Origin of the sequence: Actinomyces vulturis (genome assembly GCF_001687305.1) — a bacterium.
GTDB classification, from domain to species: domain Bacteria; phylum Actinomycetota; class Actinomycetes; order Actinomycetales; family Actinomycetaceae; genus Actinomyces; species Actinomyces vulturis.
The window spans coordinates 211720-237653 of sequence record NZ_KV700386.1 but is presented as its reverse complement, the minus strand read 5'-3'; the positions used below and the strand labels follow the sequence as shown (position 1 = coordinate 237653).

General features: G+C 55.5%; 20 protein-coding genes. 2 read left to right on the top strand and 18 right to left on the bottom strand.

Features of this window, described 5'->3' with window-relative positions:
• Positions 1-70 precede the first annotated feature (70 nt).
• Positions 71-2632 (top strand): DEAD/DEAH box helicase, encoded by a 2562-nt coding sequence (locus A9753_RS04305; RefSeq protein WP_083090319.1) that lies wholly within the window; start codon positions 71-73, stop codon positions 2630-2632.
• A 115-nt stretch (positions 2633-2747) separates the two neighbouring features.
• Here the strand turns inward: A9753_RS04305 and A9753_RS04300 are convergent, their stop codons facing one another.
• The 5 genes from A9753_RS04300 to A9753_RS04280 all read right to left on the bottom strand — a co-directional run bounded on the left by A9753_RS04300 (position 2748) and on the right by A9753_RS04280 (position 10581).
• Entirely contained in the window at positions 2748-4622 is a 1875-nt protein-coding gene (locus tag A9753_RS04300) for a GTPase (protein ID WP_083090296.1), read from the bottom strand.
• Positions 4615-6423: a dynamin family protein gene (locus A9753_RS04295; protein ID WP_067780835.1), complete on the bottom strand. Its 1809-nt coding sequence runs from the start codon at positions 6421-6423 to the stop codon at positions 4615-4617. The genes A9753_RS04300 and A9753_RS04295 overlap by 8 nt, the downstream gene beginning before the upstream one ends.
• Positions 6424-6425: 2 nt before the next feature.
• Complete coding sequence (gene hisS / locus A9753_RS04290; protein ID WP_067780832.1) at positions 6426-7817, bottom strand: histidine--tRNA ligase; 1392 nt, start codon at positions 7815-7817, stop codon at positions 6426-6428.
• A gap of 28 nt (positions 7818-7845) precedes the next feature.
• On the bottom strand, positions 7846-8643 hold the full coding sequence (locus tag A9753_RS04285) for a hypothetical protein (RefSeq protein ID WP_141673302.1): 798 nt from the start codon (positions 8641-8643) through the stop codon (positions 7846-7848).
• Positions 8644-8967: 324 nt separating this feature from the next.
• On the bottom strand, positions 8968-10581 hold the full coding sequence (locus tag A9753_RS04280; RefSeq protein WP_067780826.1) for a DUF349 domain-containing protein: 1614 nt from the start codon (positions 10579-10581) through the stop codon (positions 8968-8970).
• A gap of 176 nt (positions 10582-10757) precedes the next feature.
• Between A9753_RS04280 and A9753_RS04275 the strand changes: the two genes are divergently transcribed.
• Entirely contained in the window at positions 10758-11555 is a 798-nt protein-coding gene (locus tag A9753_RS04275) for an MBL fold metallo-hydrolase (RefSeq protein ID WP_067780823.1), read from the top strand.
• A 154-nt stretch (positions 11556-11709) separates the two neighbouring features.
• On the opposite strand, the gene A9753_RS04270 is transcribed toward A9753_RS04275, so the two are convergent.
• The 13 genes from A9753_RS04270 to A9753_RS04210 all read right to left on the bottom strand — a co-directional run bounded on the left by A9753_RS04270 (position 11710) and on the right by A9753_RS04210 (position 25933).
• Entirely contained in the window at positions 11710-14010 is a 2301-nt protein-coding gene (locus A9753_RS04270; RefSeq protein WP_067780820.1) for a RelA/SpoT family protein, read from the bottom strand.
• 112 nt (positions 14011-14122) lie between these two features.
• Positions 14123-14668: an adenine phosphoribosyltransferase gene (locus A9753_RS04265; protein ID WP_067780817.1), complete on the bottom strand. Its 546-nt coding sequence runs from the start codon at positions 14666-14668 to the stop codon at positions 14123-14125.
• The gene (secF, locus tag A9753_RS04260; RefSeq protein ID WP_067780814.1) at positions 14665-15756 is read right to left on the bottom strand and encodes a protein translocase subunit SecF; all 1092 of its coding nucleotides are present in this window, start codon (positions 15754-15756) and stop codon (positions 14665-14667) included. The genes A9753_RS04265 and secF overlap by 4 nt, the downstream gene beginning before the upstream one ends.
• On the bottom strand, positions 15753-17645 hold the full coding sequence (gene secD / locus A9753_RS04255; protein WP_067780811.1) for a protein translocase subunit SecD: 1893 nt from the start codon (positions 17643-17645) through the stop codon (positions 15753-15755). The genes secF and secD overlap by 4 nt, the downstream gene beginning before the upstream one ends.
• A gap of 78 nt (positions 17646-17723) precedes the next feature.
• Entirely contained in the window at positions 17724-18092 is a 369-nt protein-coding gene (locus tag A9753_RS04250; RefSeq protein WP_067780808.1) for a preprotein translocase subunit YajC, read from the bottom strand.
• Positions 18093-18249: 157 nt separating this feature from the next.
• A complete protein-coding gene (ruvB, locus tag A9753_RS04245; protein WP_067781139.1) occupies positions 18250-19284 on the bottom strand; it encodes a Holliday junction branch migration DNA helicase RuvB in 1035 nt (344 codons plus the stop codon).
• Positions 19285-19297: 13 nt separating this feature from the next.
• The gene (ruvA, locus tag A9753_RS04240; protein WP_067780805.1) at positions 19298-19978 is read right to left on the bottom strand and encodes a Holliday junction branch migration protein RuvA; all 681 of its coding nucleotides are present in this window, start codon (positions 19976-19978) and stop codon (positions 19298-19300) included.
• A gap of 109 nt (positions 19979-20087) precedes the next feature.
• Positions 20088-20753 (bottom strand): crossover junction endodeoxyribonuclease RuvC, encoded by a 666-nt coding sequence (gene ruvC, locus A9753_RS04235; protein ID WP_083090295.1) that lies wholly within the window; start codon positions 20751-20753, stop codon positions 20088-20090.
• Positions 20743-21507 carry a YebC/PmpR family DNA-binding transcriptional regulator gene (locus A9753_RS04230; protein WP_067780802.1) on the bottom strand — a complete coding sequence of 255 codons (765 nt, stop codon included), beginning with the start codon at positions 21505-21507 and terminating at the stop codon, positions 20743-20745. Before A9753_RS04230 ends, ruvC begins: the two co-directional genes overlap by 11 nt.
• 353 nt (positions 21508-21860) lie before the next feature.
• Positions 21861-22715 (bottom strand): NUDIX hydrolase, encoded by an 855-nt coding sequence (locus tag A9753_RS04225; protein ID WP_067780799.1) that lies wholly within the window; start codon positions 22713-22715, stop codon positions 21861-21863.
• An 82-nt stretch (positions 22716-22797) separates the two neighbouring features.
• On the bottom strand, positions 22798-24039 hold the full coding sequence (locus tag A9753_RS04220; protein WP_245637360.1) for a PrsW family intramembrane metalloprotease: 1242 nt from the start codon (positions 24037-24039) through the stop codon (positions 22798-22800).
• On the bottom strand, positions 24036-24737 hold the full coding sequence (locus A9753_RS04215; protein WP_067780794.1) for a hypothetical protein: 702 nt from the start codon (positions 24735-24737) through the stop codon (positions 24036-24038). Before A9753_RS04215 ends, A9753_RS04220 begins: the two co-directional genes overlap by 4 nt.
• Positions 24734-25933 carry a glycosyltransferase family 4 protein gene (locus tag A9753_RS04210; protein ID WP_067780791.1) on the bottom strand — a complete coding sequence of 400 codons (1200 nt, stop codon included), beginning with the start codon at positions 25931-25933 and terminating at the stop codon, positions 24734-24736. The genes A9753_RS04215 and A9753_RS04210 overlap by 4 nt, the downstream gene beginning before the upstream one ends.
• Position 25934: the final 1 nt, after the last annotated feature.

The following is a 25934-nucleotide window of genomic DNA, read 5'->3' as shown; positions in this document are numbered from 1 at the left end:
TCTGTTTGCTGCAGAGGTTAGCGGCTCCGCAGTTAGCGCCGTATCCGCTGATTCTGCATCCGATCACGACATGGCTGATGAGTACGCGCACTCCACTTCCAATGCCTCAACTCCTGATGATTTCATCGACGATCCCGAGGATCCCGAAAACATCGATCATGACGATGAACCCGATGATGAGGACCACAATCCTCCCGAGGTTGACCCTGACATTGACGATGATGAGGACCTTGATGACGGCATTGAACTTGATGAGAACTCTGATCCGTTGAACGTCGGCTTCATCGATTCCGCTAGTTCCGCAACCTCTGCTTCCAGTGCCGACGAAGCACCTGCTGCAGAAAAGAACCCCGAAGACGTTACTTTCGCTGACCTCGGTCTTCCCGCTGACCTACTCAAAGCCATCACGGACATGGGATTTAAGACCCCTACCCCCATTCAGCGCGAAGCTATCCCCATGCTTCTTTCCGGCCGTGACGTGGTTGGTGTAGCTCAGACTGGTACTGGTAAAACCGCTGCTTTTGGCCTTCCCCTTCTTGACGCCGTAGACCAGAATCTTGGGACAGTCCAGGCACTGGTCCTAGCCCCCACCCGCGAACTGGCTCTGCAGAGCGCTGACGCCATCACTGATATGGCTGCTCGTTCCCGTGGTCTAGATGTTGTTGCCGTCTACGGTGGTTCCTCCTACGGCCCCCAGATTCATGCGCTGGAGGATGGGGCTCAAGTGGTTGTGGGCACCCCCGGCCGCGTCATCGACCTCATCGAAAAGGGCGCTCTTGTTCTCGACGACGTGCGCTACTTCGTTCTCGACGAAGCCGACGAGATGCTCCGCATGGGCTTCGCCGAAGACGTGGACACCATCGCCTCCTCTCTGCCTGAAGACCGCCGCACCGCACTGTTCAGCGCCACCATGCCTCCCGCCATCAAGCGCGTGGCTGCTCACCACCTGAACAACCCCGTTCGCGTTGAGGTCTCCCGCCAGTCCTCCACGGTGTCTACCGTGCACCAGACCTACGCTGTGGTTCCTTTCAAGCACAAGGTGGGTGCTGTCTCCCGCGTGCTGGCCGTGACCAGCGCTGATGCTGCGATCGTGTTCGTGCGAACCAAGTCCACTGCTGAAGATGTGGCCATCGAACTGGCTGGTCGCGGAATTCAGGCCGCAGCTATTAGTGGTGACGTACCTCAGCGTGAACGTGAGCGTCTCGTGGAGCGTCTGCGCAACGGCACCCTCGACGTGCTCGTGGCAACCGACGTTGCTGCTCGTGGCCTTGACGTGGACCGTATTGGTCTTGTGGTGAACTTCGATGTTCCCCGCGAAGCTGAAGCTTATGTCCACCGTATTGGCCGTACCGGCCGTGCAGGTCGTAGTGGCGAAGCCGTCACCTTCCTTACCCCCAAGGAAAAGGGCAAGCTCCGCCAGATTGAAAAACTCACCGGCACCAAACTCGAGGAAATTACTCTTCCGACTCCTGCCGACGTCAGCCAGCATCGCGCAGGCAAGTTACTGACCAAGGTTCAGGCTCGTTTCGAGCGTGGCCGCTTGGACATGTACCGCGAACTCGTTGAGGCTCACAGCAGTGAACTCAACGTTGACGTGGAAGACCTCGCCGCTACCCTGCTGGCTCTTGCCGTGGGCGATGACGGCCCCCGTCCTCGTAACACTGAGGGCAAGCCCCGCACCCGCCGCGAAGAAACCGTCGATGCTGAAGGCACCTTCATGCACGCCACTTTCGAGGGTGGCCGTGACCGTGAGGATCGTCCTTCACGTCAGCGCGATGAAAAGCGTGGCGCTCAGCGTGGTGGACGCCGCCAGCCTGAGGGCTCCGGCACCACCTACCGCGTCGAGGTCGGTCACCGCGACCGTGTTCTGCCCGGCGCGATCGTTGGCGCACTCGCCAACGAGGGCGGCATCTCCGGTTCCGATATTGGCAAGATCGATATTCTCCAGTCCTTCTCCTTGGTCGAGATTCATACTCCTCTCGACGCCGAGACTCTCGAGCGCATGGGTCGCGCCACTTTCGCAGGTCGCGAGTTGCGTATCCGTAAGGATGAGGGCCCCGGTAACGGTTGGTCTGGTCCTAACGATCGTTCTGATCGTCCCCGTCGTTCTTTCGACGGCGACCGTGGTGGTCGTAAGTTTGATCGTGACGGCGACCGTGGTGGTTACCGTGGCGATCGCGATAACGATCGTGGCGGCTTCCGTGGCAAGCGCGACTTCGCAGACCGAGGCGATCGCAAGTTCGACCGCGACGACAACCGCGGAGGCTACCGCGGTAACCGCGATAACGACCGTGGCGGCTTCCGCGGCAAGCGCGACTTCGCAGACCGAGGCGATCGCAAGTTCGACCGCGACGACAACCGCGGCGGCTACCGCGGTAACCGCGATAACGACCGTGGCGGCTTCCGCGGCAAGCGCGACTTCGCAGACCGAGGCGATCGCAAGTTCGACCGCGACAACAACCGCGGCGGCTACCGCGGTAACCGCGATAACGACCGTGGCGGCTTCCGCGGCAAGCGCGACTTCGCAGACCGAGGCGATCGCAAGTTTGACCGCGACGACAACCGCGGAGGATTCCGCGGCAAGCGCGATGGTTTTGGCGGCCGTGGTGGACGCGGTTCTCGCGGCTACTGAGCCTACGCGGTGATTACTGACCGCTTCTGACCTCAAAGGTGTGGGGCCATCCGTTTACTCGGATGGCCCCACACCTTGTCATTCTGCTGGTGGTGGTTAAGTGTTCAGCCTCGTTTTACGAGGTGTGTACTCCAGCCAATGTGGTTACTGATGCGCGGAACTGTTCGTATTCTTCGATATCCGCGGTCAAGGGCTGAATGATGGCGGTTTCCACGCACTTGTCGACTGCGCTGCGTAGGCGCTTCCTGCAGCGTGAGGCACGCCGGCGCGCACTGAGAATCGACAACGGTGTTGCTAGCAGCCACAAGAGAATACCCAGGGCGAGCCCTCCCAGAAGGAGGGCCGTGGGCCATGGCAGAGGTCCAATTTCTGGTGGCATGGGGCCGGGCTTGAGGAACACGCGATCCATGACGGCAAGGGTTCCCAGCCATCCTGCACCGACAACAGCGGTGAGCAGGGAAATCCACTGCAGGAAGTTCATCACGGACCACCACCAGGGGCGCTTGCCTTGTTCAAGATCCGTGGATGCAACGGCTACGTCAAGCAATCCAGGAAGTCGCGTGACGTTATCGCGAACGTCGTCAACGATGGTGCCGCCCCATTGATGGGGAATGTCTGCCACGGCTCGCATGGCCCATGTTCCCAGAGAGCCTTCCAGTGCTCGTGCAGCGACAGGTGAGGCAGAGGGCAGGGAGGTGATGGAGGGGGCTTCAATGTCTGAGCCTCCTACGTCCTTGGTGCGTGCCTTGGGTGAAGCAAGGTGGAGGGTACGCAACGGGTCAGAGCGGAAGGAATTCACCCAGCGGATGGGTAACCAACCAATGCGGTGCGAGGCGCGAAGTTTCATGGACTGTTCCACTGCACGGACAACAGTTTCCACTCCAGCTGCTGTGGCTGCAGCGTTAACCATTTCTTCGCGTGCCGTGGAATTGGACCCCATGTCGATGCGTTGGGCTTCACTGCTACGAATACCCACATTTTTGGCCAGACGTTCAGCCACAGCATGAGCGTCAGCCATCAGCCTCTCCCCTGCAGCAGCCTTGGACGTGACCACGTCATCAATTGCTTGAGTCAGATGGTCAACGCCCGCGCCGGTCCGTGCACTAACGGCCAGGAGCGGAACGTCATCGAGTCCATCGTCGTGCAGCAGTGTGGAGCAGTGGTTGAGAACTTCTTGAGTTTCGTCGTAGGTGAGGCGATCGGCCTGGTTGAGCACCACGATGGTCACGCCAGCGTGACGGGACATGGGTGCGAGATACTGCTTGTGCACCACGGCGTCTGCATATTTTTGGGGATCAAGTACCCAGACGAGCACGTCCACGTGTCCAGCCATATGGTTGGCAATTTGGCGGTTCGTGGCGTCCGTGGAGTCAATGTCAGGCAAGTCCATGACCACCACGCCTTGGCGCACAGCAGCGGTGGAAGGAATCTCAACACGGTCATCAACGCCCAGCCAGTCCAGCAATGCGGGAACCTGGGTAGACGTGGGGTCACTGGGAGTTGGTACCGCTGCCAGAGGACGCGTGGTAGTGGGGCGAGTGACTGCGCTGCGTGCCACTTCAGCGCCCATAATGGCGTTGAAAAGTGTTGATTTTCCGCTACCGGTGGCACCGAGGAGCGCCACTACGGTCACGTCCGGAGCTAAATCGCGGCGTGCTTTGGCGCGGGAGAGCACATCGATGGCTGGTGCCAGTTGTTCAGGAGTCAGGCGCCTGCGTCCCATTTCCACCACGGTAGCCAGGGTCGTCAGTGATTCGTCCACGCTCATCACGTGGTCTTCACGTCCCAGGAGTTTCTTCATCATGGACTGTCCGGCGGATGCTGAACGAGCCATAATTCCTTGTTTGGGTGCGTGGTGAGAACTGACGATAGGCATGTCAGCAGTGGGGTTGCGCATGATGTCCTCATCGGTGCGCGCGAGTTCTTGTGAAGGCAACTCTTCACCTTCAGTGGTGAGGGGCTCGAGGCTACGGTCGGTGTTCTCAGTCATTGACTAGCCCTTCGATGCTCGTGATGGCCTCGGTGATGGTCTGGTGAAGTTCACCGGATGAGGGGTTAATCGTGGGGAGCACGCTGAGCGTTGCTGCAAGGCGCTGTTCGGCCAGGGCGCGGATACGTGAGGTGAGATCGGCACGTGCGCGTTCAGCCATAGAGCGCATTGCTTGATCACCGAATACAGCTTCCAGCATGCGTTGGGCAACCACTGCTGTTCCGCCGGCGATGCCAATTTCACCGCCGGTCAAACCACCAGTATGAGCGAAGACCACAATCATCAGGGCCACGCCTACGCCGTTAATGCCAGCGGACAGCAGGCGTGCAGTAAAGCGCTTGTCTGCGCCTTCACTACGCACCATCGCGAGCACAGATCCTTGCCATTGGCGGATGGCTTCGGAAACTTGAGCGGTCAGTTGTTCTTCGCTGGGAAGAACGTTGTTCAGGGCGGCCGTGGCTTCAGGGGCTGTGCCTAGGCGGCGCCAGGCTCGTTCCGTTTGGGCAGTTGCCCGAGCGGTTTCTGCTAGTGCGAGGGTAAGTAGGCCGGATTCAATCGCGTCTTCCACCTGGCGTTCAGGAGCGGGCTTGCCGCGCAGTGCTGCCCCCAAGCGATCACGCCAGTGGCCAACTTGCGCTTCGAGAGATCGGAAGAATTCTCCTGTTCCCACGTATTCCTGCCAGCGTGCAAGGACTTCACCACGCAGCAGTGTGCCGTCACTGGTTGCGGCATCACAACGAGCAATGGCATCTTCATGGGCCTGCGTAGCTGCAGCAATGAGTTCGTCACGGGCTTCTTCATGACGGCGCACGATGTCGATAAGAACGCCGGAACGATTCACACTCGATTCCACAGCACCTACTACGCTACGCACCGCTACAGCACTGCGCGCTGCGGCGTCGTCAGCCAATGTAGTGAGCCAATGACGAATGGGAACAATGTACTGGTCCGGAAGCATGCCACGCTCATCAAGGCGTGCTTCAGGCACCACAAAAATGGGGGCTTGGTCCAGGCCAGCAGCGTTAAGTCGATTGCGGAGGTCCGCGCGAATGTCGTTTTCTACACCCGGCGGAACGCGGTCAAGAATGATAGCCACCACGATGTTGCGCTGTGCTGCTTCATGAAGATGTTGCCAAGGTACAGCGTCGGCATAGCGAGCTGCAGTGGTGACGAACAGCCACAGGTCTGCACTGGCAAGAAGAAGCGTGGCAAGGTCGCGGTTATCGTCAACCACACTGTCCACGTCTGGTGCATCAAGAAGAGCAAGACCAGGCGGTAGCGCCTGGCTAGAGCGTATCTCTACCTCACGAATACCACCGGCAGGACCGATCTCCATAGGTGGGGTGGGAGGAGCAGAGGAATCAACTCGAACGCGAGCAAGGCTAGCCAAGACTCGGTCTCCCTCAAACCATGGTGCATCGTGAGGTGAATGCACCAGAAGAGGGCGACGCGTGGTCGGACGGATCGCTGATGAGGATGTGAGCGTCATCTGGAGAATGGAGTTCACCAGAGTGGACTTTCCCGCGCCGGTCGAGCCACCGACTACTGCCAGAAGGGGCGCGTCAATAGATTTCAGGCGCGGGACGATGTAGTCGGTGACCTGGGTGGACAAAACGCGTGCTTCGTCCATTGCCACCTGGGTGCCTGCTATCTCATAAGGCAGCGTGAGCGAACGGAGATCATGAGCCATCCGTTCGAGGGCTGCGCTTGCTCCAACAGAGGCAGCAGAATTAACTGTTTGGGGAGAGGACGGAACGATTCCGTATCCCTGCGGAGCAGGCACATGCCCGTACTCGCTCATGGTTACTGTCCTTGTCCCATGTGGCCGATTGCCTCATGTTCAACAGCGAAGACACGGGGGTGAAGATCCTCAGCCGGTGGCTGCCAGGTGGCTGCGTCAGCATCATCCTGCTGACCGGTACGGATATCCTTCACCGAGTCTGTGTCACCTTCTGTTCCAGGGAACCAAACGAAGGGAATGCCACGCTTGTCAGCAAACTTAATCTGCTTGCCGAACTTGGCTGCGCTAGGAGAAACATCAGCGCTAATACCGCGTGCTCGCAGTTGATCTGCCACAGAATCGGAGACGGCGCGCTGCTCTTCATCGACCACGGCCACTAAGACACAGGTGGGCACGGGACGAGAACTCTGCACGAGTCCTGCGCCCACAATGCGGGCAAGCAAACGGGAAACGCCGATAGATAGCCCCACACCGGGGAAGGTGCGCTTGCCGTTGGAGGCGAGAGAATCGTAACGACCGCCCGAGCAAATGGAACCAAGATCTTCATGGCCAACGAGGACAGATTCGTAGACCGTGCCGGTGTAGTAATCCAAACCGCGAGCGATCTTGAGATCAGCGACCACGGCACCGGGTCGGCGGCGTGCTGCAGTTTCGATAACGTGACGCAGTTCTCCCAAGCCTTCAGTGAGTAGTTCGGTCGGCTCAGTGCCGTTAAGGGCTTGAGCGACTGCCTGTTCAATCTCATCAGGATTATCGCTGATGATTTCGGCTAGTTGCAGAGCTCGTTGAGCCTGCTCAGGGGTAGTCCCCACCGAGTCAACGAGTTCCGCAGCAACAGCTTCGGCACCGATCTTGTCGAGTTTATCCACGACGCGGAGCACTTCCACCATTTGATCATCATTCAGGCCAATGGCTTCGTAGAAGCCCTGGGCAACTTTCCGATTGGAAATATGGAGAACTACCGCTGGAATGGGCAGGGTGCTCAGCGCCTCATGCATGATGAGGGGCAGTTCTGCGTCATAGTGCAACGGCAAAGTGCCATCACCAACAACGTCAATATCTGCTTGGATGAATTCGCGGAAGCGGCCTTCTTGAGGACGTTCACCACGCCAAACTTTTTGAATCTGGTAGCGCTTAAACGGGAAGTTCAACTGGCCGGCATGTTCAAGCACATAGCGCGCAAAGGGCACCGTGAGATCGAAGTGAAGACCAAGTTGTTTGCGAGGATCGTGGTCTTCTTGACCAGGTTCTGCCTGGAGGCGTGAGAGAAGATAGACCTCTTTGCTGGTTTCGCCTTTGCGGGTAAGTTCGCTTAAGGGTTCTACTGCACGAGTTTCAATCGAGCTAAAACCGTGACGTTCAAAGGTTTCGCGCAGCGTATCAAGGAACGATTGTTCGATAATGCGCCCTGTAGGTAACCATTCAGGGAATCCAGACAATGATGCTTTGGCCATGGGGGCATTCTCTCACGTCTTGTCCTCATCACGAGACATTGGAGCGCGATACATCCAACTGCCGCAACTGGTTAATGATGCGCCGAACAGAGGGAAGTCCTGGGCGTATGTGAATCTCATGCGCGGCCGCGTCAAGTTCCTCAATCGTGCTTCCATAGTCGCGCGCAAGCAGCAAGGTGGTGATGGCTTGAGAAGGGGATGCGCAGCAGGCAGTTTCAATTGCGGCATAGGTCAGTGACAAACAGGGAAGAACGACGCCGCGTGGCAGTCTTTCGCATTCATCCTCCTCATGATGGTGGCGGCGCACATCATGCCCATCGACTACTCCCCTGCCACGGGGATGGGAAAAATCAAGAGGGACGTTCTGGGCGGTTCCCATGTGTATCCAGAGGGCGGTTCGCCCGCACATTGTGGTGTTCTTATCAAGCATTGGGCCGATGAGAGTATCGAGTGCGCGCCATCGCTGTTCAGGTGTTCGACACTGCTCGTGAGGAATGAGGAAGTGTCCCAGGCGGTAGCACCGCGATAACGTGTCCGTGTCAACAGACAACACAGTGGTCTCATCACTGGTGGTATCGAGGTAATGCTGACAAGGTGGAGTGTTCCAATAGTTCAGTGCCCACACACTTGAAGGCGCGAGGCTTCGAAATTCATCACTATGGTGCACATCTGGGCAGCGGTCAAGAATTCGAGGATTTTCTAAGATTCTGGCGTGTTTAGAGAGTTGATACAGTTCAGAAAATTGATTGTCATCAGAAAAGCGAGTGCATTTAGCAACTCGTGAGTGTTCAAAGTTTCGTGAGTGTCCAGGAGTTAGTGGGCTCATAACGACAGCGTATAAACTTGCTGGCTACGTCGAATGCATTCGCCAAAATTCAGCAAAAACTGTGGATAACTCCTCCCCAATCTCAACACTGCCTTGCGAAACACTAAGGCTGCCAGCGATTGGAAACGAATATGCCCCAACTCCCTGTGTCCCAGAGACATCGGTGGGGGTGCCAACCATCAGGTTGGCACCCCCACCGATGAAATCATGTCTCACATTGTTACCGATGAATCCTCATTCATTCCATGACCGCCCGCTATTGACAGGGAATCACGCAATGGATTCTCAGCAATCAGGTGAGAAGAATACGAGACGTCACATGACTTAGGCCTGCGCAGAACGCAAAACCTGCTCAAGCCATGCCTTGCGTGCGGTCAGAGCTGCCTCTGCTTCGGCAATGCCCTTTTCGTCACCCTTGGCTTTAGCTTTTTCAAGATCCTTTTCCAGGGAGGCGATGGAATCCTGTAACTGTCCCGCTAGACCTTCGGCACGAGCCTTAGTCTCAGGATCGCTACGGCGCCATTCGGCCTGTTCTGCTTCGCGAACAGCATCTTCCACAGCACGCATGCGCCCTTCGATGCGACGAACGTGCGCGCGAGGCACACGGCCTGCTTCGTCCCATGCATCCTGGATGGGACGAAGGGCTCGCTTAGTGGCCTTGAGGTCCTTGATGGGCAGGAGTGCTTCTGCCTTGACGAGGAGTTCTTCCTTGACTTTAAGGTTCGCCTCGTACTCAGCGTCGGTGGCTTCATCCTTAGCGCGACGTGCGTCATAGAAGACCTGCTGAGCAGCGCGGAAGCGTGCCCACAGTGCATCATCTTCCTTGCGGGAGGCTCGTCCAGCTTTCTTCCACTCTTCCATAAGTTCGCGGTACTTAACTGAGGTCGGACCCCAGTCGGTAGAGTTTTGAAGTTCTTCAGCACGCTTGATGAGGGCTTCCTTAGCGGCCTTGACCTGTGCCTGTTTGGCGTCGAGTTCGCTGAAGAACTGGCGACGATGGCGGTCGAAAGCGGTTCGGGAGTGGCTAAAGCGCTTCCATAGAGCATCTTCAGTGGGACGATCCAGGCGCGGTCCGCGACGCTGAGCCTCCTTCCATTGTTCAAGCAACTCACGCAGTTCGGTGGAGGAAGACTTCCACTGGGTTCGTGCAGGATCCTGAGCCGCAATCGCTTCAGCACGCTCGACCAGCGCAGTGCGCTGTGCCAATGCCACTTCCTTAAGGGCAGCGCGCTCTGCGGCCACGGCTGCACGGCGTTCGCTTGCTACCCCCTTAAGGGCTTGGAAACTCGCGCGAAGACCATCAAGGTCGCCGACTGCTGCGGGCTCCTTGAGTGCTTCATCCAAAGTGGCGATAGTGGAATCGATTTCCTTCACGCTCAACTGGGGAAGGCGAGTGGCGAACAGGGTGACCTGCGCCTTGAGATCAAGGAAGCGGCGAATGTAGAGAGCCATGGCTTCTGCGACCGGAACATCCTTGAACTGACCAACGATGCGTTCACCGTCAGCATCCTGCACGTAAACGTTGCCTTCGCCGTCAACACGGCCCCATTTGGAAGCGTCAAGTGCTTCTTCGGGGTCAATGGGAGGAGCGACACGATTGGCGTTCTTCTCCGCTTCATCGGCTTCACCGCTGCGAATGGCATTGGGAGTTGGTGCCTGGCTACCGGCAGATTCCTCTGAGGTTTCCTCGCTCTGCTCAGCCTGCTCCTGATGGGCGGTGTCATCCTGCTGGGCGGCAGCGCCGGGAGCAAGAGTTTCTGCAGCATTCTCGGTGGCCGCCGCGTCAAGTGCTACCGTCTCCTGGCTTTCTTGAACAGCAGGCTCGGGCTGGACAGCTTCGGCAGTCTCAGGCTGCACGGGGGCTTCCGGTGTGGTCTGAGGAGCCTCGGTGGGCTCGGTTACGGACTCGAGATTATCGGTCACGGTGCGCTCCTTCATTTGACGGGGATATGCCTAATGTTCAGGCACTTCCGTTCTCGCCCAGTCATACTGGGTGGATTGTAGTGAGGTGATGGACTAAGGAAGGTCCATTCCCCAGGAAGTTTACGGGTTTTTTGTGTGGGCTGCACATAAATCGTTGTTTATCCACTGCCTGACGCACGTATGCTTAGGACATGATTATTGAACGCACGATCGCCCCGGTTTTTGCTGCAAATTGCTATGTGATTGCCCCAAAGAATGGCTCACAGGCCATTGTGGTGGATCCTGGTGCTGGTAGTGCTGCTGGAGCCGTAGCTTTGCTTCGTTCACATCAGTTGACCTTAGGCTGTGTCCTGCTCACTCATGGTCACGCTGATCATTGTTGGGACACGGCTCGTTTAATCTCCTTGTGTGCCGACGCCCAGTTGTTGCCTCCCGGTCACACCACCATTCCGGTCTACATCCCTGAGCCAGACCTCTATCGCCTCGATGCTCCTCACACCTACACCGGCGGCGCTCGCACATTCGGTGCTACCTTCCCCCAAATGGCCGGGAGTGAATGGGTAAAACCTGATGATGTGCGGCCACTCCCCCAGAGCATGTTTACTCAGGCTGAAGAACTCGTCGATGGCATTGCAATGCGCGCTGTTCCCGCTCCAGGACACACCGAAGGTTCCTCGTTGATTTTCTTTGAAGGCAGCCTTGATGATGATGGCATGCTCATTGAGGCTGAGGTTGAGGCTGACGATTCTGCTCCTGAACTATTTGCTCTTGATGGCGATGTAATTTTTAAGGGCGCTGTGGGCCGTACTGACCTGCCGGGTGGTGATCAGGTACAAATGATGGCTACCTTGCGTTTCCTGGCTCAAGCAGTGAGCCCTTCAACGATTCTCCTTCCTGGTCATGGTGCAATCACCACAATGAAACACGAGCATCACGCAAACCCTTATCTGGCTGAAGCCAAGGTCTACGGAGGAGAGCAGTCACTGTAACCCCTTAGTTGTTTGGATCATAGGGGTTGGCGCAATCAAGCAGTGCGCGATCATTCAACGCTAAACGCCGGCACCCATGCAGGGTGCCGGCGTTTCACATCACAGTGCCTCTCAACAAACCACTGTGACAGTGAATCTGCCCTCAAAAGATGAATTAATGGCGCCGTGCATTGAACACGCCATCAATGCGCCTAAGCGAGTTGAGTGTATGTTCCAAATGTGCGGCGTCTGCCAATTCCACAACGAAGCGGCCAGTAGCCACACGATCACGTGTAGAAGACATCGAGGCGCTTATGAGGTTGACATGGTTATCAGCCAACACACGGGTCATATCAGCAAGGAGACCGCCACGATCAAGTGCTTCCACCTCAAGTTGAACAAGGAAAGCAGAATGAGAAGTGGAGGACCAGGACACATCAACGATGCGTTCAGGCTCACCACGCAAAGTCTCCATATTCTGGCAGTCTTCACGATGGACGGAAATGCCTGATCCGCGAGTAATGAAACCGACAATCGGGTCACCGGGCATAGGTGTGCAGCAACGGGCGAGTTTCACGTAGACGTCACCGGCATCCATTCCAGCAACTACAACACCACTAAAATCTTGAGAATTAGTGCGTGAGCCGATGCTCTTACTGGGTAGGGTTCCTTCGGCGAGGGTTTCTTCTGTACCCGCTTCGCCGCCCATAGAAGCAACGAGGGTCTTAACCACATGCTGAGCGGAGATATGGCCTTCACCAACAGCAGCGTAAAGACCATCCACGTCCTGCTTATCCAGGGTGGTAGCCACGTCCATTAGAGAGTCATGATTAATCAGGCGCTGAAGAGGCAAGTTCTGCTTGCGCATGAGGCGAGCAATTTGAGCCTTTCCTTCTTCGATAGCTTCCTCACGACGCTCTTTGGAAAACCAGGCTTTAATCTTGGAGCGAGCACGCGGAGAGACAACGAAACTCAGCCAGTCGCGGCTGGGGCCAGCATTATCAGCCTTCGAGGTGAAGACTTCCACCGTGTCACCGTTGTCGAGGTGAGAATCAAGAGGAACGAGGCGTCCATTGACACGGGCGCCCACAGTGCGGTGACCAACCTCAGTATGGACGGAATAGGCGAAGTCCACAGGCGTTGCGCCCGCCGGTAGCTGGACCACGTCACCCTTAGGCGTGAAGACGTAAACCTGCTGGCCCCCCATCTCGAAGCGCAGCGAGTCAAGGAATTCTGCTGGATCCTGCGTTTCGCGCTGCCAATCCACAAGTTGGCGCAACCATCCCATTTCTGAGCCACCGCTATCAGCAGCAGGACCGCTAAGGTTCGCAGCCCCTTGAGCATTGGGATCTTCCTTGTACTTCCAGTGAGCCGCCACACCGTATTCAGCCATGCGATGCATGTCATGGGTACGGATTTGAATTTCAACGGGTTTGCCCTGGGGTCCAACCACAGTCGTATGAAGCGACTGATAGAGATTGAACTTAGGCATGGCGATGTAATCCTTAAATCGCCCACTCATAGGGGTCCAGCGTGCGTGCATAGCGCCGAGTGCGGCGTAGCAATCTTGAACCGTATCCACAATGATGCGAACAGCAACCAGATCGTAGATGTCGTCAAAGTCCTTACCGCGGACGATCATCTTTTGATAAATGGAGTAATAGTGCTTAGGGCGACCCGTGACCGTGCCCTTAATTTTGTTGATACGCAGATCTTCTTCGATCTGGACACGCACGGCACGAAGGTACTCTTCACGTGCAGGTGCCCGTTCGGCCACCATGTGTTCGATTTCTTCATAGACACCTGGGTAGAGAGCTTTGAAGGAACGATCTTCAAGCTCCCACTTGATGGTGTTCATACCAAGTCGGTGAGCCAACGGCGCATAAATTTCGAGCGTTTCGCGTGCTTTACGAGCGGCAGATTCGGGGTTAACGTACTTCCAAGTACGCGCGTTATGGAGACGGTCACCAAGTTTGATCACGAGGACGCGGATGTCCTTACTCATGGCAACGATCATCTTGCGCACAGTTTCAGCCTGTGCGGCTTCTCCATATTGGAGTTTGTCGAGTTTGGTAACGCCGTCAACAAGAAGAGCGATTTCATCACCAAAGTCCGCGCGCAGGTCATCGAGAGTAAAATCTGTATCCTCGACCGTGTCATGGAGCAGTGCTGCGGCAAGGGTTTGGGGAGTCATACCCAGTTCAGCAAGAATGGTCGCTACAGCGACAGGATGAGTGATGTAGGGTTCGCCGCTCTTACGGCGTTGACCTTGGTGACATTTTTCGGCCACGGTATATGCACGGACGATGAGCGACGTGTCCGCTTTAGGGTGATGGGCACGCACGGCACGCAAGAGCGGTTCGATAGCAGGTGGGGTGGAGTGTCCCCGCGCACCGAACCATGCCAAACGGCTACGAACACGTGATCCCGGAACCACAGTGTCGGACGTGTTCTGCGTGCTCTTGCTCTCACTCATGGACTGATCATAGTCAATGTACCAACACGTTGAGAGCCTATAACGCTGGTGTGGGGCTGGTCAGGTGCATTTTGGCACCAGAGCAGCCCCACACCGAGCAAAAATTTCAAGGTCAGAAACTCACCACCGCATCAATGATGCGACCTTCGAGTTTACTGCGTCCGCCCAAGGCTTGAAGTTCCATGAGCATACAGACGCTTTCCACGCTCGCACCGGCCTCTTCGAGCAGTTCGATGGATGCTGCTGCGGTACCACCAGTAGCAAGAACGTCGTCAATCACAAGAACTCGAGAGCCATCAACGACCGAATCGGGGCGTAGTTCCATACACGCAGTGCCGTACTCAAGTTTGTACTCTCGCCCGATAACTGGACCGGGAAGTTTGCCTGACTTACGCACGGTAATCATGCCGATACCAAGGGAAACTGCCAATGGCGCAGCAAGGATAAAACCTCGTGATTCCAGGCCAGCGACGGCATCAATGCGACCACGGTAGTGATCAGCCAAACCACTAATGAGTTCCCGGAAAGCTTCACCGTTAGCCAGCAACGGAGTAATGTCTCGAAAGAGCACTCCCGGTTCAGGGAAATCAGGGATTTCACGCAGGTTGTTCAGCACGAGATCGGTCAAGTGCTGAGAGATAGGCTGAGGGGTGCTCATGACTTCTTCTTCCTCTTGGGTTGAGCAGCATGGCCAAGGTGGTGGCCGGGGCGGACCGGTGCAGCAACCGGAATGTCATCAATAGTTTCACCACGAGCTTCGGCTTGCGTACGACGTTCGCCGCGTTCTTCAAGCACGCGCTCATCGTGAGCCTTGATATCTGCTTCGCGAGAGCGAAGGTCGACAAGGAGTGGGGTGGCTAAAAAGATCGAGGATGCTGCGCCTGCAATCATGCCAATAAAGAGGGTAAGGGAAATGTCGCGGAGGGTTCCTGCTCCCAAAATAACACTGCCAATAAACAAAATAGAGGCAACAGGAAGCAGTCCAACAACAGAAGTATTAATAGAGCGGACGAAGGTCTGGTTTACCGCTAAGTTAGCCAATTCTCCGTAGGTAGATCGCTTCTGGGTGAGAACGTCCGCCGTATTTTCACGAATCTTGTCGAAGACCACCACCGTGTCATAGAGGGAGTAACCCAAAATAGTGAGCACGCCAATGACGGTTGCGGGAGTAACTTCGAAGCGGGACAAGGAGTACACACCGACAGTGATAATCACGTCATGAGTCAGGGCAAGCAATGCTGCCACACTCATTTTCCAAGTGCGGAAGTAGACCCAGATCAGTACGCCGACGAGTACAAAGAAGATCACTAAGCCACGCAATGCCTTAGCAGAAACGTCTTTACCCCAGGAAGGACCGATGGTTGTTGCAGCCACATCGTCAGAGCCCACCGAGTAGGCCTGAGCGAGTTCATCTTTCAGTCCGGTGAGTTGCTGAGCATCGAGTGCCGGTGTCTGAACGCGAACAGATGATGAGCCTGTAGTACTCACGCGTGCGCTCGTGGCTAAGTTATTTTTAGCCAATACATCATTGGCAGGACCTTCTTTAGGATCTTTCACGCTGGTGATGGTGACCTGGGTTCCGCCCTTGAATTCAATGCCTGGCTGCAGGCCAATGGTGGCCAGGCAAATAAGACTGATGACGATAGCGCAAGAGGCAATGATGTACCAGAGTTTGCGCTTACCTACGAAGGGGATGGAGGTGCGCCCTGCGTAGAGCTCGTTACCGAGTGTGGCGAGGGATTTCATGCGTTGTCTCCATCCTGCTCGGAGGAAGTGGATTGCGTCTTCTTAGCCTGTTCACGAGCTAGGGCTTTCTTTCGAGCTAAGGACATGGTGACGTTGTCCGCCACACGCTGACGTCCAGCTGCATAAACTGCCGAGGATGAGGCCCCCAAGTGTTCGGGATCTAGACCAGAAAGGCGGTGGCCTTGTCCGAAGAAGGGCAACTTCAGGATAGAAACCATCATCGGGTGGGTAAACATGATGATAATGATCAGATCCACCACAGTGGTCACACCAAGGGTAAAGGCGAAGCCCTGCACACCGCCCACGGCCAAGATGTAGAGGACAACAGCGGCAAGGATGTTCACTGCGTCGGACACGATGATCGTGCGGCGAGCGTGGACCCAACCTTCATCAACAGCTACCGTGAGTGTGCGGCCATGGCGAACTTCATCACGAACACGTTCGAAGTAGATGACGAAGGAATCCATCGTGATACCGATAGAAATAATCAAACCGGCGACACCTGCCAGGCTGAGTCGGTAACCCATCGTCCAAGACAAAATGGTAATGGTGAGGTAGGTAATAAGCGCTGCCATAAAGAGGCTAGCCACGGCCACTACGCTCAGGCCTCGGTACTGCCACAAGAGATACAAGACAATAAGGGCAAAACCGATCAGTCCCGAGATCAAGCCGTAGGTCAGTTGTTCGCTGCCTAATGTTGCTGAAATCTGCTGTTCAGATTGAACCGTAAAGTTCAGTGGCAAACTTCCGAAGGATAGTTGATTAGCCAAGGTTGCCGCAGAGGCTTGGGTAAAACTACCGGAAATCTCTGCGTGACCATCAGTGATAGGTGACTGGATTCCCGGAGCGGAAACCGTCAGACCATCAAGAACAATGGCAAAACGGTTCTTCTGAGGATCAGTCGGAGAGTTGCGGTACTGCATGAGGCGCTGAGAAACGTTAGCAAATATCTCAGTGCCTTGTTTATCCAGGGTGAGGTTAACAACCCAGGTGTTGGTTGCCTGCCCTTGGGAGGTCATCTGAAGACCGGACGTAGCGTTGGTGATATCTGTACCTTTAAGGTCTGCAGGACCGAGAATGAAAACCACACCGTCCCCGTCCTTAGAGCAAGAAATCACGGCCTTATCAGGGTCCTGTGCACCCCCCTTAAGGTTTTCGGGGGCTTTGCAGTCCATCATCAACGCATCAAAGATCATCTTTTCGCTGATCCAACTGTCTGATGAATTGTCATCAGAGGTTGACGGCAGTGGCTCATCACTGATGGTTCCGTCATGGTTGACGTCAGCGATTTGGTTGGCAACCTCTTGGGCAGTCACAGTGGGTAGTGCCGTTGCCTCTGGCGCAGGAGAAACGGCTTCAGTCTCGGCAGCAGTCTGCTCAGCATCTGGTTGTACAGGCGCTGATACGGAGGCTTCATCACTTGGAGCGGCGGAGGATACCGGCTGACCTGCCTGCTGAATCTGAGCGTTCTCAGCCTGAGCAATAGCCGTGGCGCTACTGGAGTAAGCGCGAATAACGGGACGGAAGTAAAGCACCGCACTAGAGCGCACCAAATCCAAGGTTTCTTGACTCGGTTTACCAGGCAAAGAGACTACGATGTTCTGTCCGCCCTGGCGGTTGATTTCTGCTTCGGCCACACCGGAGGCATCAACACGTTGGCGAATAATATCGATCGCTTGATCAATATCTGCGTCAGTGATCTGTGAGCCGTCCGTGGTGGTAGGCGTGAGGATCAGTTGAGTTCCGCCTTCAAGATCAAGGGCAAGCCCCGGTGTGAGCGATGCTCGATGAGTGGCAGCGCCCGTAACCAAGGCGGCTGTTGCTAACGCAACGAGGACGAACAACACAATAAGAGTACGTCCTGCGTGCTTCGTTTTATAGGTGGACACGAGGGTCCCTTCCATAATCGATAGTCACCGCGTGGCATCAGCAGTGACTGCGACAGTCAGTAACTGGTGGCCAGCAATTCAGGCCTGAGGTTCGCGATCTTCGTCAGTACGAAGGGCATCTTCAGCCATGTCAGGTTCTTCGACAGCCGCAACATCCATTTCGTCCTGGGTGGAAGCGAAGGGAGGTTCTTCGGCACACACGATGGCACGCTTTTGCCACAATGTTTCATCACCAAGAGGGGTGGAGAGAGTAACCACGTCACCATCAACCTCAACGACACGTCCATAGAAACCAGCAGTGGTGCGAACCCAATTACCTTCGACCAACGCTTCGTCACGTTGCTGGGCTTGCTGCTCGGTAAGCTTGCGTTGCTGGCGGCGAGCAAAACTGGACATGAGCATCATCATGAGCAGGAAGAGCACCAAGATTACGAGAGTTGACGGCATAAAAGTTCTTTCGGTGATTAGGAGTGTTCCTCAGCACCTCAGTTTAACCGTTTTCTGTCCATTCGTGTTTATTGTCCACAACCAAAACAATGAGACGCATCAAAGTGAAACACAGCCCCTGGCAGATCCTCACCCGACCAACAGCGGTAAACGAGATTTACCAAGACTGTCCGCATTGTTCAGGCACAGGCAAGCCAAGATGAGTGTAAGCTTGAACAGTAGCCATGCGTCCGCGAGGTGAGCGCACCATAAATCCTTCACGAACCAAGTACGGTTCGGCAACCGTCTCAACAGTTTCTGGTTCCTCCCCTACGCTCACCGCGAGAGTAGTTAAGCCTACGGGGCCACCGTTGAAGCGTTCACACAATGCCTGGAGAACTTGGCGGTCGAGACGGTCAAGTCCTCGGGAGTCCACTTCGAACATGTCAAGTGCTTCCTTCGTGGCAGACAAGTCGAGTATGCCGGGGGTTCCGTGTACATCTGACCAATCATGGACTCGTCGCACTAGACGGTTGGCAATACGCGGTGTTCCACGCGAACGACGCGAAAGATGGTCAGCCGCGTCGGGTTCCAGATGCACACCGAGCAAGCGAGCTGAACGCATAACAATCTTGGCTAGATCCACAGGTTCGTAATAATCCAGGTGCGCCGTGAATCCGAAGCGGTCACGCAACGGTGCAGGGAGGAGACCTGCGCGCGTGGTGGCCCCAACGACGGTAAAAGGTGGAAGCGACAGAGGGATGGAGGTTGCACCAGGACCTTTACCTACCACGATATCAACGCGATAGTCCTCCATCGCAAGGTAGAGCATTTCTTCTGCAGTTCGGGCTAGACGATGGATTTCATCGATAAACAGCACATCCCCCTCCTCAAGTGAGGACAGAATTGCTGCGAGATCTCCGGCATGGGCAATGGCCGGGCCACTGGTCAAGCGCAAGGCTCCATGGACTTCGTGGGCAATGATCATGGCCAGAGTAGTTTTGCCAAGTCCGGGAGGGCCGGAAAGGAGAACGTGATCGGGAGTGCTTCCACGGTTGAGACTAGCCCTCAGGACCACTGATAACTGTCCGCATACCACATCTTGACCAACGAATTCTTCGAGACTAGTAGGGCGTAATGCTGCTTCTGCGGCGCGTTCAGGATCGTCTGCCTGAGGACGAACTAAGTCTGCCCCAAGACCTCCTACCCCCATCACAGGATCGAAATCAGCCACGACGTGCACCTCCTAAAGAACGTAAGGACATACGGAGGAGATCGCTAACGGTGGGAAGCGAAGCGCCTTCGCGTTCGGCTTCGGCGACCATGGTGTCTTGGACCTGGCTGACAGTGGTGGCGGCCTGTGCCTCACTCCAACCAAGATTCATCAATGCAGCCACCACATCAGGATGGGGTTGTCCGCTTGAGAAGGCTGCCTGCGCGCTGCGAGCCTGAGTAGAGAAAGACGCCGCACCACTTAACTGACCGGAAGTGTCAGTGCCCTGAATAGGGCCAAGTTTGTCACCAATATCGATGATGACACGTTGAGCTCCCTTGGGACCAAGCCCCGGGACACGCTTGAGCGCAGCAATATCTTCAGAAGCAATTGCACGGCGAAGAGCATCGGGAGTGTGTACAGCAAGCATGGCGAGAGCAAGTTTGGCGCCGACCCCTTTGGCTCCCATAAGAGTGGTGAAGCAATCGCGTTCGTCAGCATCGGAGAAACCATAGAGCGTCAGGGAATCTTCACGGACGATAAGTTCGGTATGAAGAGTAGTTTCGCCACCAACACGAAGTTGAGAGAGAGTAGTGGGCGTTGCCCAAATGGTCAATCCCATACCTGTTGCGGTCACGATGGTCGTAGTAGACAGGCCTACATGACTGACAATTCCGCGGATCGATGAGATCACAGCATTCCCCTCGTATGGGTTGGTGGTGTGTCACTCCCCTAGCACGAACACAGTCCAAGAAGCGGCACAGTTCAGAGTATTCGAACAGATGTTCGTTTCTCTTCGTAGATTAGCGTGCTCGGCGCCGTGGGTCTACTGCCCCGGTCCGGCGTGCCGCTGCTTGTGCTTGTGCCCACTGCTTTTGAGCGGGAGTACGTGCACTAGCTCGCACGAACCCACCAGCGGACACCATTTCTCCAGCGCCATCAGCACCGGTTCCCCCTCCACGCCATCCATGACAAATAGCAAGGGCTAACGCGTCAGCGGCATCAGCAGGCTTAGGAACGGAATCGAGCCCCAAGATACGTGCCACCATATGCTGCACCTGAGCCTTTTCGGCTCGACCCGAACCAGTAACAGCTGCTTTAACTTCACTGGGAGTATGAAGAGCAACTTCTAAGCCTGCACGGGCTCCAGCCACCATAGCCACGCCCATTACCTGGGCAACACCCATGACGGAGCGAAGGTTATCTTGAGCGAAGACGCGTTCAATGGCGACCGTATGAGGGCCGTAGGTGGCAATCCATTCATCAATAGCGTTCGCTACCGTAAGGAGGCGTTGTTCAGGTGATTCGTGAGGCCCTGTCCGGACCACATCGACAGCCACCAATCGTGCACGCCGACGCGGGTCGATATCAACACAGCCCAGGCCACAGCGTGTCAGACCCGGGTCAATCCCGAATATGCGTTGCTGTGCAACCTGGGCGTGTGTTGAAACAGAGGTATTAGTCCTCATCCTCAGCGAATTCTGCTGCTACCTCCGGGCTCATATCCATGGAGGTGTAGACGTTCTGAACATCGTCAGAATCTTCGAGCGCATCGATGAGACGGAAGCACTTTTGTGCACCTTCCACATCAACTTCAACCTTAGTGCCAGCAACGAACTGAACTTCGGCAGAGTCGTAATCCATGCCTGCGTCGGTCAATGCAGAACGCACGGCAACGACGTCCTTGGGATCAGAATAGATTTCGAAACTTTCTCCCATATCAAGAACTTCTTCTGCTCCAGCATCAAGGACGGCCATAAGAATGGAGTCTTCGTCAATGCCTTCGCCCTTGGCAACCTCAACTACGCCCTTACGTGAGAAGTTGTAAGCAACAGAACCAGGATCTGCAAGGTTGCCACCGTTGCGAGAGAAAGCAACGCGCACATCAGAGGCTGCGCGGTTACGATTATCGGTCAAGCACTCCACGAGGAAAGCCACACCGTTCGGACCATAGCCTTCGTACATGATGGTCTGCCAGTCAGCACCACCAGCCTCTTCACCAGAACCACGCTTGACGGCGCGGGTGATGTTGTCAGCAGGGACGGAATTCTTCTTTGCCTTCTGGATAGCATCAAAGAGGGTGGGGTTACCTGCAGGATCACCACCGCCAGTACGGGCTGCAACTTCGATGTTCTTAATCAAACGGGCAAAAAGTTTGCCACGTTTTGCGTCAATAGCAGCCTTCTTGTGCTTTGTGGTTGCCCATTTAGAGTGACCCGACATGTGTTCTCCTTGCGTTGCTTCACGATCTAGGGCGCAGCGTGCGCATCACGGCTTCTTTACTTCCATGACGCCAACGCTTAGACGGCGTGGCGGGAAGGGTATCAGTCACCTCAACACAGTGCGCGTATTTCACTGATGAATGTCAGGAGGACTCAGCCGTCTACCAGGCGGTTACACTCAAAGCCACCGCACTGATTCGTCGGGTTAGTCACCGTGATCCACAGCGAACTACGGCGATTCTACCGCGTTCGTCGCTCTCGTCTATGTTCGCGCACACGATGAGGTCTTCTCCACATCTCACCGGTGTTGTTCGACGCCGCATAACAACCATGCAGCACACCGTCACATCACACTCACTGCAATGTTGTTAATTGTCCATCCCTAGCAAGACGTTCGATGATGTCGGGCAAATCTGTGGGAAACACGTCTTGCCCACTGGCCATATGCGCGCGCAATTCGTTAGGGCTCCACCAGGCCATGCCATCGAGAAGTTCATGCTCCTGTTCAGTCCATCCGGAGAAACTCATCTCATACAAGGCATCATCATGAGATTCAGTGACGTCAGGAAGGATAAGACCGAAGAAGGTCTCGTGAGCACGTGCAGTAACTTTTGTGAATTCGAAAAGGTCGTCACGCGTGGCAATAGGGCCGATGAGTGTGTCAGGACTGACCGTGATACCGGTTTCTTCGTAAAGTTCTCGGGCCGCTGCTACACGAGTATCTTCATTAGGCTGACAACCGCCACCAACAGTGAAAATCCAGTGCCATTCAGGTTTGTCTCGATCATGGCCTTCAACGAGGAATGCTTCCCACTCCCCACCCAGCGAGTTCTGGTGATCATCACCGTGAATTGCAGCATCGGAGCCGCTTGATGGCTGGAGTGTTGAAGGCGATTCTGACAGATCAGAGGCAGTTATTTCTGCTACAGCACTCTGATGAGGGGATGCACAAGAATGAGTGGGCCGGCGTCGAATAATGACAACACGGGCAGCATCCCGTTCAGGCAGACCTTCAGATCCAAGAATCCACTCCCGGGCATCAATATGGTCTCGCCAATTGGCAGGAACTCGTGAAGGATCACGCCAGCCGTCACCATCACGTACTAGTCCTTCACCAATCTTGTGCCCATCTTCACTAGTTACTGCCGTATTGAGGAGGGGTGTCTGCAGTGACGTGTCAACGCCGAAAACATCAGACAGTTCACTCAACGCTTGGCCCTGAGGCGATGGAGACGATACGTGCTGGGGTTCGTGACAATGTGGCTCGTGAGTGGACATAAGAAAAGTGTGGTTATCGCAAGAAAGTCATACGCAGTTGGGTAATGGAATGGAGCATACGGGATTCTTGCACCGGGTAGTCAATGCCCGCATGTCCATCGATGGCTTGCTGACGCATATGAGCCAACCGTAGTGCCGTGTTCTGGAATTGCTTCATGGCGCTCCGCGCTTCAGGCCCCCGGCTTTTTGCCCAAGTACGTGCGCTTCGACGACCCGAACCTGTGGTCAGCATGGTCACTTCACTCGGGACAAACCAACCGGCACGAGCATATTCACCTAGACGCTGACGGATAAGATTCTTTTCTTTCCAGCGCAGCCACAGCACGATACCGACGCATAGGAAGAACAAAGGGACTTCGAGAACCAAGTACATGACCACGGGGTTCGCAGCGACGATGCCATTCCATATGGCATGGAGAGTGACTGCACCGATATATCCAAGCGGCCACATCCATAACCAGGCCACACGTGAACGCATACGTGCGCTGAGGCCGATAGCCAAACCCGTCACCGACGTAAAAATAATGTGGGCAAAGGGAGAAGCGATGCCACGGGCAATAAAAGTGGCGACAAGTTCATCCTGATACTGAACGAAGTAAAGAATGTTCTCAGCAAAAGCGAAACCTGCGGCAACAACGGCTGCATAGACAATACCGTCCACCGGTCCATCAACGTAACGGCGCCAGATCAGGAAAATGATGAGTACACCGAGCCCCTTCGTACCTTCTTCAATCAATGGCGCAGCAACCACGGATGAGAAGGTTTCTGCTGCGGTGGTATCCCCAGTAAGTTGGGCAACCACTAGTGCTGATGAAGTATTGACGATCAGGGAGATGACGGTGGCTACGCCCGCTCCCCAGAGGAACGCAACGATAAGGACGGTTATCGGTTCAGGCTCCCAGCGGTCAATCCACCGGACAGTAGCCAACACGATGGCTAACGGGACTAAAGCCAACACCGTGGCAAGGATGGTACTGCCTGCAGAGCCTGCTTGGGAGGAAATGAGCCAGAGCAGCCCAAGGAGTCCCAGGATGCCGAAAGCTCCAATAATGTAGCGGAGGATGTCACCACGTTCATGACGTTGAGGAGCTTGAGGCTGAGCCCAGAAAGGGGTCTGTGCATAGGTAATCGGTGTTGCTGCGGGAGCAGATTGATATCCCGGACGTGCTTGCCATGCCGAGTCCATTCCCGGTAACGCTTGAGGCGACGATTGTCGAGTGTGTGACGGCGGGTACGAGGGGGGAATGGTACTCACTGAGGTAATTCTCCAGGATGGTCTAGTGCGAGGTGGCACTGTTGCGGCATAGGAGCATGACCAGCGAGGTGGAAGAGTCGAGCATCCCATGAAGCGCGAATACGCTGCGCTTGAAGCACGTGCATATTGTGGAAACTCATCGCAAGGTTCAGACGGTACATGGCCCGGTCGAGGTTCTCGATGGCTTGAGCCTGAGCCGGCTTCGCTGTTGCGCGCTGGCGAACCTCAGGGGTGAGCATGGTGTGAATTAGGGTCGTCAGGGCGTTTTCTTGAGTGACGCGAGGAGAATTATGCGATGATTCCCTCTCCCTCATCGCGTCATGAGTACCCTCACCATGCTCGATCTTGGCTGAGGTGACACGAAGATTAAGTTTGCTTCCCCAACTGACCGGTGGCATATCCGTACGCTCATCATCAGGTTCGAGGTTGTCCTCGACAATGGGGAGTTGACAATGAAGTACTTGCTGGGCGGCCAGGGTGAGGCGCTGCTTGTCTTCACCATCGAAAACTCCGGTGGAAAGCATTTCAAGGACCGCAGTGGCACGGTAAAGAAGCATGGCATCTAGGGTGGCACGCGCTCCCAAGACTCGATGGTGAAGTCGGTCTACACGCACGGCACGGTTATATAAACGCACGACTGCCACAATGACGAGTACCACGACGAACACGATGATCAGTGTGGTCATATGTTCGTTCATCGATCGACCTCATCCCACATTTCTGACCATGCCTCTCGTAAACGTCCCAGCAAAGTTGCTGAACTGGGGTCCACAGTAACCCGTGAATGGTCCGTAGATAGGGCCATATCGTAGACATCAATAATGGAATCAGTGACGGTAGACCAGTCATAACGACCAACAGCTTTGTCAGCGGCGGCACGCCGTGCAGTTGAGTCGTCGATATTCGTCAGTGTGTCAATAATGACGCGTGCAAGGTCTTCACTATCTTCATTGATAAAGGTGTGGCCCAGTGCTCCATGATCAAGAACATCTTCGAACGCAGGGATGTTCGAGGCGATGACGTTCGTTCCTGCTGCCATACCTTCAACGAGCACAATGCCGAATGATTCCCCACCAGTTTGCGGAGCAATGTAGGCATCGACGCTGGAGAGAAGAGACATTTTTTCCTCATCGGTGATACCGCCAAGGAACTGGACGTGATCTGCGTAAGGAGCCAAATCACGTTTAGCTTCTGTAGCATCGCCGCGGCCTGCGATAAAAAAACGTGCGCCAGGAATTTGACGAAGAACGTGTGGGATTGCTCCAGCCAGGATGGGAAGTCCCTTACGAGATTCATCCATACGGCCAAGAAAAGCGATAGTGGGGGACTCAGGGGTGCCGACCCATTGTGGGCTGGACGGCGCATCCTGGAAGGGCTTGACGTAAACACCATTGGGAATTACTACGGCGTCTGCTTCGTGATACTGCAGCAAGGTGCGACGTGCTGCCTGGGACACAGCAATACGTGCAGTGATTTTCTCCATAAGTGGCACTGCTGCCGGGGAAATCAACTCGCGCGCTAATGAGCGGTCCACCGAGGCGTGGAAGGTGGCCACCACGGGGCCCGTTGCCGCCTGCAGCGCAAGCATGCCAACAGAAGGGGTAATGGGTTCGTGAATGTGGAGAAGATCGAATTGTCCGTGTTCCAGCCATTTACGGGCTCGCCGTGCGACTACAGCACCGAAATTCAAACGTGCTACGGATCCGTTATAGGGAATCGGCACTGCTTCACCAGCACTAGTCACCCACGATGGTAGTGATGTCTCTTTACCTGCGGGGGCAAGAACTTCGACCTCATGACCACGGCGCATTAGTTCTTGAGCCAAATCAGTAATGTGAACTTGGACGCCACCAGGAGCATCGAAGGAATACGGGCAGACCAGTCCGATTCTCATG